The organism is Lacticaseibacillus zhaodongensis, assembly GCF_009687905.1.
GTDB lineage: Bacteria > Bacillota > Bacilli > Lactobacillales > Lactobacillaceae > Lacticaseibacillus > Lacticaseibacillus zhaodongensis.
On record NZ_BLBG01000001.1, the window covers coordinates 495268 to 509515 of the forward strand.

Genomic DNA, 14248 nt, shown 5'->3' on the forward strand with positions numbered 1-14248 from the left:
TGGTTAGCCGCAAGCTTCTGCCTCCCGCAGCTCGACTAGATAGCAAAAAACGTAACCTCGAAGATAGAGACTCGCAGCTGCCGCTGCCTGGTCTCTATTTTTTTCAGTGCAAATAGGAATTAGCGAATTGCACCAGGACGCGCCAATTTTGTGGCCAAAGAAAGCGCATCCGTCCTGATTGTGATATTCTTATTCTATGGGAGGTGAGCATGTGGACGAATTAGAGGATTTTGTCCGTTATCTAGCAGTTGAGCGACACTACTCACCGCAAACAGTTAAGGCGTACCGCCGGGATGTACAGTCGTTTTTGGATTTTATCAAGGCCACTGGAGACAAGGATGATTTGCTCAAGGTCGACACCCTGGATGTTTCTGCTTACCTTGACTATATGGACGAGCGGGATTACAGCCCCGCGACGACTTCACGCAAGCTTAGTAGTCTGCGTGGCTTTTACCGTTACTTGCTCAAAATTGGCAGCGTTCAAGAAAACCCCTTCGCAATGGTCGAAAGTAAGAAGGGGCACCGGCGTCTGCCCCACTTCTTCTACGAGCCGGAAATCGCCGAGCTCTTTAAGGCCGTACAGGGGGATGATGCTCTCACAGTGCGCAACCGCGCTATTCTTGAAGTCCTTTACGACACTGGTATCCGGGTTTCTGAGTGCGTCAATCTTACCTTGGAGCAGATCGACTTTAACACGCAGTCGATGCTTATCCACGGGAAGGGCGACAAGGATCGCTACGTTGTTTTTGGTGACAGTTGCCAGGCGGCTCTGAAGCGGTATCTGAATTCCGCACGTAAGGAGCTGGGCGGTATCAAAAGTCTGGTCGAACCGCACGTGTTTTTGAATCAACACGGCCATCCGCTCACGGCGCGCGGGGTGGAATACATCCTGGATCAGGTCATCAAACAGACAAATCTGACCAGCAGCATTCATCCGCACATGTTGCGGCACAGCTTTGCCACCCACATGCTCAACCACGGTGCAGATTTGCGCACGGTGCAGGAACTACTGGGACATGCCAGTTTATCCACCACCCAGATTTACACGCACGTGACCACCGAGCACATGCTGGATGATTACAAACGCTATTTTCCTAAGCATAAGTGACACATTGTCATAAATCAGCCTAAAGAACGATGCTTATCCGGGCTTGTGGCGGTAAGATGTGTCACACAATCTGAAGAAAGAGGCTCATTAAAACATGACAACAATTGCAGCAGTAAGAAAAGATGGTCATACAGCAATCGCCGGTGACGGCCAAGTGACGGCCGGTGAGAAGACGATTATGAAGGGGTCGGCGATGAAAATTCGCCGCATCTACAATGATCAAGTAGTTATTGGTTTCGCTGGTGGGGTTGCGGATGCGATCACCCTCCAGGAATGGCTCGAAAAGAAGCTGGAATTGTTCCAAGGCAACTTGCGCCGTGCCGCCGTTGCCCTTGCGCAGGACTGGCGGAAGGATCCCACCCTGCAGAAGTTGGAAGCAATGCTGATCGCGATGGATAAAGATGACCTGCTCCTGATTTCCGGCAACGGGGAAGTGATCGATCCGGACGAAGATGTGGTCGCGATTGGTAGCGGCGGTAATTTTGCCCAGGCAGCCGCGGTGGCAATGCTCCGGCACAGTACCGGGATGGACGCTGCGGAGATTGCTAAGGAGGCGGTCGGAATCGCCAGCACCATCGACATCTTCACCAACCAGAACATCCACGTCGAATCTTTGTAGGAGGCGCCACTAATGCAAACACCAAAGCAAATCGTTGCTGAGCTAGACAAGTACGTCATTGGTCAGGATGAAGCTAAGCGGGCCGTTGCGGTTGCCCTCTATAACCGCTGGCGGCGGATGCAGCTGAGCGAGAAGATGCAACAGGACATTACGCCGAAGAACCTGCTGATGATCGGACCTACCGGGGTCGGTAAGACCGAAATTGCCCGGCGGTTAGCCAAAATCGTGAACGCACCCTTCGTGAAGGTCGAAGCCACGAAGTTTACTGAAGTTGGTTACGTGGGCCGGGACGTTGAATCTATGGTGCGGGACTTGGTTGATGTCGCCGTGCAAATGGAAGAGAACAAGCAGTATGACAACGTCCGGGGGCGCGCCGAGAAAGAAGCCAACAAGCGACTCGTCAAGCTGCTGGTTCCCGGCATCAAGAAGGAAAAACGCCAGAACACCATGGCCGACATGATGAGTGCACTGACGGCCTTGCAGAATGGTCAGCCGGCTGATAAAGCTGACGGGGAAGAAGTCACCGATTCGATTCGCGACGAGCGCCTTTCCGTTTCCGAACAGCTCGACAAGGGACTGCTCGAAGACCGGGAACTGACCGTGCAGGTTAACGACGAGAAGAAGCCAGCTGGTGGTGGCAATGATATGTACGGCCAGATGGGCATTGACCTGAGCGAAACCTTGGGCAATTTGATGCCCAAGAGCAAGGTCGAACGGACGATGACCGTGCGCGAGGCCCGCGAAGTGTTCATTCGTGAGGAGTCAGCCAAGCTCGTCAACCATGCCGATATCTACCACGATGCCATTCAGCTAGCCGAAAATTCCGGGATTATCTTCATCGATGAGATTGATAAGATTGCAGCTGGTAGCAAGAAGTCTGGTAGTGGTGAGGTTTCCCGGGAAGGCGTGCAGCGCGATATTTTGCCAATCGTTGAAGGGTCGCAGGTTTTCACCAAGTATGGCTTGGTCAACACCGACCATATGCTGTTCATTGGGTCCGGGGCCTTTGCCGAAGCCAAGCCGAGTGACCTGATTGCCGAACTGCAGGGCCGTTTCCCGATTCGCGTTGAACTCAAGGACCTGACCGAGCACGATTTCGTCCGCATCCTGACGGAACCAGACAACGCCCTAACCAAGCAGTACATGGCGCTCATTGGTGCCGATGGGGTCGAGATCACCTTCACCCAGGAAGCCATCGCCAAAATCGCGCACATCGCGGCAACCGTTAACTCCAGTCAGGAGAACATCGGGGCCCGGCGGCTGGCGACGATTCTCGAGACGGTCCTCGAAGACATTTTGTACGAGGGACCCGACATGCAGATGGGTGCCATTACCATCACGGAGAAGTACGTCGACGATAAGGTCGGCAAAATCGCTAGTGATAGCGATATGAGTCGTTACATTCTTTAATTCTAGGTAGTATGTTTTATAAAAAAATCTACAGAGGAGTATCAAGAACATGGTCAAAATCGAAAATGAGTTTCTAAGTGCAGAGATCAACTTACACGGGGCGGAATTGTCCTCCCTGCAGAACAAGGAAGACGGCACGGAGTACATGTGGCAGGCAGACCCAGAAGTTTGGGCACGCCACGCACCAGTTTTGTTCCCAATCGTAGGGGCACTGAAGGACGACCAGTACCGTTATGCTGGTAAGACCTACCACATGACTCGCCACGGCTTCGCCCGCGACCTTGACTTCACGGTTGCTAAGCAGGAGCAGAGCAGTGTTTCTTTGGTTCTGGAGGACAACGCGACAACCCACGAAAAGTACCCATTCGCCTTCAAGTTGACCCTGACTTACACTCTGGAGGGTAAGAAGCTCAGCGTTGGTTACAAGGTTGAGAACCCGGCGACGGAGACCATGTACTTCAGTATTGGTGCCCACCCTGCATTCCGGATGCCACTGACTACCGATACTAAGTTTGAAGACTACCACCTGCAGTTTGACCCAGCCGAGGACCGCACCCGGGTCGGCTTGGTCGGCAAGTACGCCGACTTCGCAGCGGGCAAGACCGTCAGCGAAAATGACACGCAGCTTTCCCGCGAGATGTTCAAGGACGACGCCCTCATCTACGTTCTGAATGGCGAAGAAACCAACATCAGCTTGAAGAGCAAGGCTGGTAAGCACGGTGTGACGGTCAGCGTTAAGGACGCTCCATACGTCGGTGTATGGTCTAACTATCCTAAGCCTGGTGACTTCTGCTGCATCGAACCTTGGTGGGGCGTTGCGGACGGTCCCGATGCGGATGGCGATTTGACCAAGAAGCGCGGCATCAACGAACTCGCTGCTGGCAAGACCTTTACCCAGGGCTTCAGTGTCACTGTGTTCTAGAATTCGCTCCTAGCAATTTAGCAAGCAAAAAGCCACCCGGTGACGGATGGCTTTTTTGTGCACAGAGCGGAGTAGCTCGCCTTGTGGAGCAAAGTGTTTAGCTTACTTAGTTAGACTTGCGATGGTGCTTCAGCCAGCTATAATACAGACCGAAATGGACGATGTTTTCCTTGCCTTCACGAATGCGAATGAGGTTCGGCAGGTGCCGCCAGACGAAGAACACAGTCAGCGCAGCGGCAATCACCGCAAGGACCCAGTCGTGAATGAGTAGTGCCACCAGTGCCATGGCGAAGACCCCAAGGATGCTGGCAATGCTGACGGTGGAGGTCACGAGAATCGTGCCCACGAAGATACTGCTGGCAAGGAGGAACATGCCCGGATTGTAGGCAAGTAAGATGCCGGCGCTGGTCGCGACGGCCTTACCGCCCTTGAAGTGCAGGAAGATACTGGCAACGTGGCCGGCCACCGCGGCGAGTCCACAAACGAGGATCAGCCAGTGCTGGGAGTAACCGAAGATCCGGGGCAGGCTGGCACCAAGTGTTCCTTTCAAAATGTCGAGGATGAGCACCTCCGTGCCGGCTGTCGGGCCGAGGACTCGGTATGCGTTTGTGGTGCCAATGTTATGGCTACCTGCATCCCGCGGGTCCTTGTGACAAAAGATGCGGCCAATCCAGACTCCCGAAGGAATTGAGCCAATTAGATAGGCCAGTACAAAACTTATTGCAAGTAGCATATCGCCACTCCTTTCAGTGCTATTAGTTTAGCATGTTTTGCATTACTTTTGACAGCCTGCATGCATCAATGTAGACTTAATTACGGCAATAGAACGTTTGTTCGTAAAGCGGTGAAAGTGGTCAAAAATAAGTCCGTTGCCGCTGTGTGCAGACTGGGACTAGAGCCCAACTTTGTGCTAAGGTAAGATTATTGCTTTTGAAGAGAGGTTGAGAAATGGCTAAACCAAGCGAATCATATAACGACTCGTCCATCCAGGTCTTGGAAGGACTCGAGGCTGTCCGCAAACGGCCAGGGATGTATATCGGATCAACGGACGCACGTGGTCTGCACCACTTGGTCTACGAAATCGTGGACAACGCTGTCGATGAGGCTCTTGCCGGTTACGGGGACGTCATCGCTGTTACTATCCACAAGGACAACTCTATTACCGTGGTCGACCACGGGCGCGGTATGCCAACGGGGATGCACGCCAGTGGTAAGCCAACGATTGAAGTGATCCTGACCGTGCTCCACGCCGGGGGTAAATTCAGTCAGGACAGTTATAAGACTAGTGGTGGTCTGCACGGGGTCGGTTCATCAGTCGTTAACGCGCTGAGTGAGTCACTGACCGTGCGGGTCGTTCGGGACGGCAAGGCTTACCTAGAGAACTTTGTGAACGGTGGTCATCCTGATGGCGGTCTGCAGAAGCTCGGTAAAGTTAAGGAGCCTAATGGGACGACGATTACCTTCAAGCCGGACCCAACTATTTTCCAAACGACCGTGTTCAGCTTTGACACTCTGGCTGAGCGCCTGCGTGAATCAGCGTTTCTACTGAAGAACATTAAGATCACGCTGAGTGACGAGCGCAGCGGCCGCGATGAGGTCTATCACTATCCAGATGGGCTCAAGAGCTTCGTTGCCTACCTGAATGAAGGTAAGGACGCCCTGTCAAATGTGATGCAGTTCGAAGGCGAGAAGGACGGAATCGTCGTTGATTTCGCCGGTCAGTACAACGATGGCTACTCCGAGAACATCATTTCCTTCGTCAACAACGTACGGACCACTGACGGCGGGACTCACGAAGCAGGATTGCGAGCTGGGATGACCCGGGCGTTCAATGATTTTGCGCGCAAGGTCAATTTGCTCAAGGAAAAGGACAAGAACCTCGACGGTAGCGATGTCCGTGAAGGTCTCGCCGGCGTGTTGTCTGTCCGTATTCCTGAAGAGCTACTTCAGTTTGAGGGCCAGACCAAGGGCAAACTGGGCACCCCACAAGCACGTCAGGTTGTTGATAACGTCGTGTACGAAAAGCTGAGTTTTTGGCTCATGGAAACCGGTGATGCCGCGCAAGAGCTCGTTAAGAAGGCCCTGCGTGCGCGTGAAGCCCGTGAAGCCGCCCGCAAAGCCCGGGATGAATCGCGGACCGGGCGTAAGCGCAAAAAGGACCAAGGCGTGCTGTCCGGGAAGCTAACTCCTGCCCAGAGCAAAAACGCCAAGAAGAACGAGCTATACCTAGTTGAAGGGGATTCTGCCGGTGGTTCGGCCAAACAGGGCCGGGACCGGCGCTTCCAGGCAATTTTGCCACTGCGAGGGAAGGTTCTGAACACCCAGAAGGCCAAGCTGGGTGATATCGTGAAGAACGAAGAAATCAACACGATGATCTATACGATTGGGGCCGGTGTCGGCAGTGACTTTGATGTTTCTAGTGCTAACTACGATAAAGTCATCATCATGACTGATGCCGATACCGATGGTGCACACATTCAGATTCTCCTGCTGACCTTCTTCTACCGTTACATGCGGCCACTCATTGATGCCGGCCGCGTCTACATCGCCTTGCCGCCACTATACCGTTTGTCCAAAGGTGCGGGGGCCAAGACGGAAATCCATTACGCTTGGACCGATGAAGAACTCGAAAACGAAACCAAGAAGATGGGCCGCGGCTACACGCTGACCCGCTTCAAGGGGCTCGGGGAAATGAACGCTGACCAATTGTGGGAGACAACTATGAATCCGGAGACCCGGACACTGATTCGGGTGCGGATCGATGACGCCCAGCTTGCTGAACGGCGAGTGACCACGCTCATGGGTGATAAAGTCGAACCACGGCGGAAGTGGATCGAAAGCAACGTTGAGTTCACGCTCGGGGATGACAGTTCCATCCTTGAGACCAAGACCTCGAATCACGAAGACCTAACTTTTGGGGCCAAAAAGATCAAGCAGCAATTGAAACGGAAGAAGGGAAAGTAAACCATGGCAAACCACATTCAGGAATTAACGCTTGAAGAGGTCATGGGTGACCGCTTCGGCCGCTACTCCAAGTACATCATTCAAGAACGGGCCTTGCCCGACGTCCGCGATGGGCTCAAGCCTGTGCAGCGCCGAATTCTCTACGCGATGCAGATGGACGGGAACACCTACGACAAGGGCTTCCGGAAGTCAGCCAAGTCCGTCGGGAACATCATGGGTAACTTTCACCCCCACGGTGATAGTTCCATCTATGAAGCCATGGTTCGCCTCTCCCAAGACTGGAAGCTGCGCATCCCCCTCGTTGAGATGCACGGTAACAACGGGTCCATGGACGGGGACTCACCAGCCGCAATGCGGTACACTGAGGCCCGTTTAGCCAAAATTTCCACGGAACTGCTGAAGGACATCGAGAAGGACACCGTTGAGATGGTGCTCAACTTTGATGACACTCAGCAGGAACCAACCGTGCTGCCCGCTGGTTTTCCGAACTTGTTGGTCAATGGCGCAACCGGGATTTCCGCGGGTTATGCGACCGAGATCCCGCCACACAACCTGCGGGAGGTCATCAAGGCCACGCTCATGGTGATGGCTAACCCTGATGTTAGCTTGGCTGAACTGATGACAGCCGTGAAGGGTCCTGATTTTCCGACCGGCGGGATCATCCAGGGCCTCGATGGCATTAAGAAAGCATACGAGACGGGCCGCGGCCGGGTCATTGTCCGCTCCCGTTGCTCGATTGAAGAGGTCCGCGGCCACAAGCAGCAAATCGTTGTGACCGAGCTACCTTACGAAGTTAACAAGGCGCAGCTTGTTAAGCGGATCGATGACCTCCGTTTGGCTAAGAAGGTTGACGGAATTGCCGAAGTTCGTGATGAAAGTGACCGCTTCGGCTTGTCGGTTGTCATTGAGCTGAAGAAGGATGCGAACGCACAGGGAATTCTGAATTACCTGTACAAGAATACCGACCTGCAGATCAGCTACAACTTTAACATGACCGCAATTTCGAACGGCCGGCCGATGCAACTGGGCTTGCGGCCAATGATCAGTGCTTACCTTGATCACCGCCGGACAGTTGTGACCCGGCGCAGCGAGTACGACCTTAAAAAGGCGCAAACGCGGGAGCACATCGTCCAAGGTTTGATGAAGGCACTGTCGATTCTGGACCAGGTCATCAAGACCATTCGCGCCAGCAAGGACAAGGGGGATGCCAAGAACAACTTGGTCAAGGCCTATGACTTCACGCCGGAACAGGCCGAGGCCATCGTTTCCCTGCAGTTGTACCGTTTAACCAACACGGATATTACCGCCTTGCAGCAAGAGGAAGCCGAACTGAACAAGGCCATCGCCGGCTACCAGGATATTTTGGCGCACCCGGCGGCGCGAGACCGCGTGATCAAGAACGAGCTGGAGAAGGTTGCGAAGGAGTACGGGGATGATCGCCGGACTCGCATTGAAGACAAGGTTGAAGAACTTGAAGTCGACACGACGGTTACCGTCGCTGACGAACAGGTGATGGTGCTGGTTTCGCGGGATGGTTACGTCAAGCGCAGCAGCTTGCGGAGCTACCAGGCCGTTGATGACCAGCAAAATGGGCTGAAGGAGCAAGACTTCGCTGTTTTCCAAAAGCAACTGTCGACGCTCGACCATGTCTATATCTTCACCAGCCTTGGCAATGTCATCTACCGTCAGGTGTTTGAACTAGACGATGAGCGCTGGAAGGACTCCGGCGAGCACCTCAGTCAGACAGTTGGCTTGCAGCCAAACGAAGTTGTGCTGCGCGTCTTTGCCTTCAAGGACCTGCAGACCAAGGGTAACTTTGTCCTTGGCACAACTAATGGGCTTATCAAGCAGACGGCTTTGAATGACTTGCAGCCGACCCGGACGTACAAGACGAAAGCAATGGTCGCAATCAAGCTGAAAGATGATGCTGCCACGGTCAGTGATGTCTACTTCACGGACGCTGCGGACAAACAGACTGTTTTTGCAGCGACGACTAATGGTTACGGCTTGAGTTTCGCCCTGACTGAGGTGCCAATTTCTGGTGCACGGGCTGCTGGGGTCAAAATGATTAACCTGAAGGATGGCGATACGGTCGTTAATTACATTCTTAGCGCCGCTCCAGAGAAGGACGAGGTTGCTATTGTCACTCAGCGTGGAGCCTTTAAGAAGATGAAGTTGAGCCAGGTTCCGGCAACTAGCCGGGCTAAGCGGGGACTGCAGATTCTCCGTGAGCTCAAGAAGAACCCGCACCGGATTGTGGCAATGCAGTTGGTTGCGGAGGGCGTCGTACTTGACGTCTTGACAACTGCTGGTGCCGTCTTAACGATTAATCCAGCGGACCATCCGCTCGGGGATCGTTTCGGCAATGGTTCCTTCGTAATTGATACGGACGAAAGCGGTACGCCAGTTTATGTGCACTGCCGATTACTGGAAACGCTAATATAATCTGAACCTAATTTACGGGTGTCCGGGACAAAATTGTCCTGCGACACCCGTTTTGGTATATTCATTCCGGAATTCAAGGGCCTGACCGTCACTTTTCTGTTATTTCTGGCTAAATCCCCGTTGATTTTACTTAATGGATAACTTATAGTTAAGCTAACGGTATGAGTAAGTCGAATCGCGATTATAAGCGCACAAAGGAGAGGTACACCATGAAGACTAAGCAGGATAACATTTTTTCTTCCAAGACCCTCAGTTATTTCCTCCAGTTGGCAGAGACGATGAATTACACCCAGGCGGCACAGATCTTGGGCATCACGCAGCCGGCGCTTACCCAACAGATCAAGAAGCTTGAGCGGACGGTTGGTGCGCCGTTGTTCTTCTCTGTGGGTAAGAAACTACATCTGTCTGATGCTGGGGCAACCATGTTGGCTGCAACGCAAGATATCTACGAGGTTTTGAACCAGGCGACTGATGAAATCCAGCGGTCGACTAGTGCAACCTCTGGGGTGATTTCAATTGGTTTCTTGGCTTCAATTGAGGACTCCGTGTTCAACGCTTTCATCGCACATTACTACGCCATGCACCCGGATATTAACGTGAACTTCCGCATGATGACGCGGCGTGAAATTTGGGAACATCTCGAAAACAACCAGATTGACTTGGCCATCATGTACCTACCTGATGACTCAATCAAAAACTGGAAGCCGTATGAGTCCCGGACAATTTTCGGTGAACAACTCATGTTCTTGCACAATGATGACCGGCTTAAGGGTCGCGAGACCGTCCGCTTCGAAGAAACCGTCGACAGCAAGTGGGTATCATATCCAGACGACTACTTCCTTGCCCACCTGATGAGCGAACGTTACAAGAATCAGTTGGTTACGATTCCAAAACCAGTCGCGCAGTTCACCACGCCTTACCAGTTGGCTGAATTTTCCAATCGGACTGGTGTTGACACGGCTTTACCTGCTAGTTTCTACGTTGCTCACAAGGATGAAATCAAGGCTGAAGCTGCAGGCTTTGACCCCGAGATTCAGTTTGACCTAAGTTTTGTCTTCCGTAAGGGTAAGGACCAGATTCCGCGGATTGCCAACTTCCTCGACGAGCTTGACGCTTATCTTGAAGCGGATGATTATCTGTCGCGGGTAGTTAAGAATCGTGGTAGACTGATTACTGAGTCAGATGAAAATTAATCTGCAGCATTAATACTATGAATATTTAAGGGAGAGTTGTTCAATGTCTACATTGATTTTTGGTCACCAGAGTCCTGATACGGACGCGATCACGAGTGCAATTGATTTTGCCGAATACAAGAAGCAAAGTGGGGACAGTGACGTCGAAGCCGTTGCTTTGGGCGAACTGAACGATGAAACTAAGTTCGCACTGGACTTCTTCAAGGTGCCAGCTCCACGCGTGATCAAGACCGCCGCAAACGAGACTCAGCACGTTATCCTCGTGGACCACAACGAAGCGCAGCAGTCTGTTGCTGACCGGGACAAGGTAACTGTTGACGCAGTGATCGATCACCACCGTCTGGCTAACTTTGAGACCGCCGCACCACTGTTCATTCGGATGGAACCAATTGGCAGTTGCAACTCTGTCATCTACAAGATGTACAAGGAACAGGGCTTCAAAATCACCCCTACGACTGCGGGTTTGATGGCATCTGGCCTGATTTCCGACACTCTTTTGCTTAAGAGCCCAACCACGACTGATGAAGATAAGCAGATTTTTGCAGAACTGCAGAAGCTTGCTGACGTTGACCTGAAAGAATACGGTTTGAAGATGCTCAAAGCTGGCACCAACCTTGCTGCCAAGTCTGACAAGGAACTCATTGACGCAGACGCCAAGAGTTTTGAAATGAGCGGCAGCAACGTCCGCATTGCGCAGATCAACACCGTTGACTTGAATGACATCTACGACCGCCAGGATGCGATTCTTGCTGCAATGCAGGAAGAGAAGGATGCCGACAACTACGATTTGTTCCTCGTATTCGCAACTGACATCCTTAACAGCAACTCTGTCGGTTATGCCCTCGGTGCTACCGACAAGGTTGAAGCGGCCTTTGGTAAGAAGTTCGATGCTAACAAGCGTCTCGACCTCGCCGGCGTTGTTTCCCGTAAGAAGCAGGTTGTACCACCACTTACAGAGGAATTTGCCAAGTAAGCAAGTGTTTTTTTAAAATAGAGAGGACCGGAGTAATCCGGTTCTTTTTTTGTCTGGTCTGCGACTCCCCGCAGGAAGCTACGGGCATAAACAGCCACCGGTCATCTAGAATGAATGAGGGCTTACTTAGGGTGATGAATGTGCACTTTTTCATTTAGGTTAGATAGACATTGCCACTTGTGCTTTTTGTGCATTCTGCACAAGGCTGCTAATTATTTAGCTGCGAGTTTGCAAAGTTGTTAAATTAGCCATTACTGCAGACAAGGGCAGGATACAGATGATTTGAAAATAGCCTAGTAAAATGGTGACTGTTCATTATGTTTTTTTAGGATTTGCTGGCAATCAATCTAGTTTACATCTAGTTTACATATAGAAAACGCTTTTCATCAGCGACATTACCGATTACTGAGTTTGTGATTAATTTGCATGAAAGATATGCGGCTTGTCTTTGATAATTCGAGTTTATGTCTGCAAAAGAATGCATGCAAACTGTATAATAGCAAGACCGTTCGACAATATTTTTGACCGCTTGTTATAAGCATGCTTTTATTAATTGAATTAGTATAGTTCCTTATGTGTGCACCATTTTATTAACACCGTTTAAAGTGCGAATAGTGAGCAGTTCATGATTAGACGCTGATATTAATAGGAAAATTACAAATTACCATTGCGGCTAACCGCATCTTTAGGTACGGACAACTTTTTGATGCTGTTCAGTATCTGTTGACTCCGGCAAGAAGAATTATGACAAAAAAGTTTAATTTTTTTGTCAGCTGTAATTCCCATAATCTAAGGCCTTTCATGAAAATTCAAGAAAGCACTTTCGGAAAAGGCTTGCAAATTAATTGCGGGCTGGGCATACTTATAACTGTTAGAAGAGCATCCCGTTTACTATCGGTCGAATTTGAACCGGTTCAACATAAACGTTAGATGCGAAAAATATTTTAGGAGGCGACACGATGGTCGGAATCATTCTTGCCAGCCACGGACAATTCGCTGCTGGCATTAAGCAGTCTGGTCAGATGATCTTCGGTGAGCAGGATAAGGTTGAAGCGGTAACCTTCATGCCTGACGAAGGTCCAGATGACTTGAAGGCTCACTTGGAAGCAGCCATTGCTAAGTTTGATCCTGAAGATGAAGTTTTGTTCCTGATCGATCTTTGGGGAGGTTCTCCATTCAACCAGGCAAATGGAATTTTCGAGGAGCACAAGGACAAGTGGGCGATCGTTACTGGATTGAACCTGCCAATGCTGATCGAGGCATACGGCGCGCGTCTATCCATGAACTCAGCACACGAACTTGCAGCACATCTTGTTGAAGCAGGGCGTGAAGGTGTCAAAATCAAGCCTGAATCACTCGAGCCAAAGCCAAAAGCAGCTCCTGCAAAGGCTGCAGCACCGGCAAACGCCGGTAAGCCAGGCAAAATGGAATACGTACTTGCACGGATCGACTCTCGTCTGCTTCACGGCCAAGTTGCTACTACTTGGACGAAGACGACCAATCCAAACCGGATCATTGTTGTTTCTGACAACGTTGCGAAGGACAACATGCGTAGCACCCTGATTAAGGAAGCTGCTCCTGCCGGTGTTAAGGCTCACGTCATTCCAATCGATCAGATGATCAAGATTGCGAAGGACGACAAGCACTTCGGCGGTCAGCGCGTAATGCTGTTGTTTGAAACTCCTGAGGACGCACAGCGTGCTATTGAAGGTGGGGTTCCACTCAAGGAAGTTAACGTTGGGTCCATGGCTCACTCTGTTGGTAAGGTTCAGCCGAACAAGGTACTGGCTTTTGACCAGACCGATATCGATTCCTTCAAGAAGATGGAATCTGAAGGCATCACTTTCGATGTTCGTAAGGTTCCTGCAGACAGTAAGGATAACCTCGATCACATCCTTGCTAGTGCTCAGGCCGAACTCGATAAGCAAAAGCAATAATCCGTTAAACAGAGAGGAGGATATATAATGTCTTTAAACTTTATTCAAATCATTCTGGTCCTCATCGTAGCATTCTTGGCCGGGGTGGAAGGTGTTCTTGATGAGTGGGAGTTCCACCAACCACTTGTTGCCTGCACCTTGATTGGTCTCGCCACTGGGACAGTTGTTCCTTGCATCATCTTAGGTGGTCAGTTGCAGCTCATCGCTCTTGGCTGGGCTAACGTTGGTGCCGCGATTGCTCCTGATGCTGCTCTTGCGTCCGTCGCATCTGCAATTATTCTTGTTCTTGGCGGTCAGGGCAAAGCCGGAGTTAGCTCCGCTATCGCGCTTGCTATTCCACTGGCTGTCGCAGGGCTGCTGCTCACGACCCTCGTGCGGACCATTGCAACTGCTATCGTCCACTTGATGGATGCTGCAGCTTCCAAGGGTAGTTTCCGCGGAATTGAAGTATGGCAGTGGATTGCTATCTGCCTGCAAGGTCTGCGTATCGCCATTCCAGCCGGTTTGATTCTGGCTGTTGGTGCTGGTCCTGTTAAGTCCTTGCTGGGTATGATTCCTGACTGGCTTAACCAAGGTCTTGGCATTGGTGGTGGCATGGTCGTTGCCGTTGGGTACGCCATGGTTATCAACATGATGGCTACCGCTGAAGTATGGCCATTCTTCGCTTTAGGTTTCGT

The 14248-nt window shown here is 51.4% G+C and carries 11 protein-coding genes; 10 read left to right on the forward strand and 1 reads right to left on the reverse strand.

The features are described 5' to 3' along the window. The first annotated feature begins 211 nt into the window (after positions 1 to 211). The 4 genes from xerC (at position 212) to GN107_RS02505 (ending at position 4059) form a co-directional block, all read left to right on the forward strand. A complete protein-coding gene (gene xerC, locus GN107_RS02490; protein ID WP_230678514.1) occupies positions 212 to 1108 on the forward strand; it encodes a tyrosine recombinase XerC in 897 nt (298 codons plus the stop codon). A gap of 94 nt (positions 1109 to 1202) precedes the next feature. Continuing rightward, complete coding sequence (gene hslV / locus GN107_RS02495) at positions 1203 to 1727, forward strand: ATP-dependent protease subunit HslV (RefSeq protein ID WP_155285813.1); 525 nt, start codon at positions 1203 to 1205, stop codon at positions 1725 to 1727. 12 nt (positions 1728 to 1739) lie between these two features. After that, positions 1740 to 3137, forward strand: coding sequence for an ATP-dependent protease ATPase subunit HslU (gene hslU / locus GN107_RS02500; protein ID WP_155285812.1), 1398 nt, complete (start codon positions 1740 to 1742; stop codon positions 3135 to 3137). 49 nt (positions 3138 to 3186) lie between these two features. Next, a complete protein-coding gene (locus GN107_RS02505) occupies positions 3187 to 4059 on the forward strand; it encodes an aldose 1-epimerase family protein (RefSeq protein ID WP_155285811.1) in 873 nt (290 codons plus the stop codon). A gap of 106 nt (positions 4060 to 4165) precedes the next feature. On the opposite strand, the gene plsY is transcribed toward GN107_RS02505, so the two are convergent. Further along, positions 4166 to 4792 carry a glycerol-3-phosphate 1-O-acyltransferase PlsY gene (gene plsY / locus GN107_RS02510; RefSeq protein ID WP_155285810.1) on the reverse strand — a complete coding sequence of 209 codons (627 nt, stop codon included), beginning with the start codon at positions 4790 to 4792 and terminating at the stop codon, positions 4166 to 4168. A gap of 215 nt (positions 4793 to 5007) precedes the next feature. On the opposite strand from plsY, the gene parE reads away from it, so the two are divergent. From parE to GN107_RS02540, 6 genes are all read left to right on the forward strand, one after another. Further along, on the forward strand, positions 5008 to 7023 hold the full coding sequence (parE, locus tag GN107_RS02515; RefSeq protein ID WP_155285809.1) for a DNA topoisomerase IV subunit B: 2016 nt from the start codon (positions 5008 to 5010) through the stop codon (positions 7021 to 7023). Positions 7024 to 7026: 3 nt separating this feature from the next. Next, entirely contained in the window at positions 7027 to 9468 is a 2442-nt protein-coding gene (gene parC, locus GN107_RS02520) for a DNA topoisomerase IV subunit A (protein ID WP_155285808.1), read from the forward strand. A 209-nt stretch (positions 9469 to 9677) separates the two neighbouring features. Next, positions 9678 to 10661 (forward strand): LysR family transcriptional regulator, encoded by a 984-nt coding sequence (locus GN107_RS02525; protein ID WP_155285807.1) that lies wholly within the window; start codon positions 9678 to 9680, stop codon positions 10659 to 10661. Between the two features lie 43 nt (positions 10662 to 10704). Continuing rightward, on the forward strand, positions 10705 to 11634 hold the full coding sequence (locus GN107_RS02530) for a manganese-dependent inorganic pyrophosphatase (protein ID WP_155285806.1): 930 nt from the start codon (positions 10705 to 10707) through the stop codon (positions 11632 to 11634). A 959-nt stretch (positions 11635 to 12593) separates the two neighbouring features. Continuing rightward, positions 12594 to 13571 carry a mannose/fructose/sorbose PTS transporter subunit IIA gene (locus GN107_RS02535; protein WP_155285805.1) on the forward strand — a complete coding sequence of 326 codons (978 nt, stop codon included), beginning with the start codon at positions 12594 to 12596 and terminating at the stop codon, positions 13569 to 13571. A 27-nt stretch (positions 13572 to 13598) separates the two neighbouring features. After that, positions 13599 to 14248: PTS mannose/fructose/sorbose transporter subunit IIC (locus GN107_RS02540; protein ID WP_155285804.1), on the forward strand; the 650-nt coding region annotated here is incomplete at its 3' end.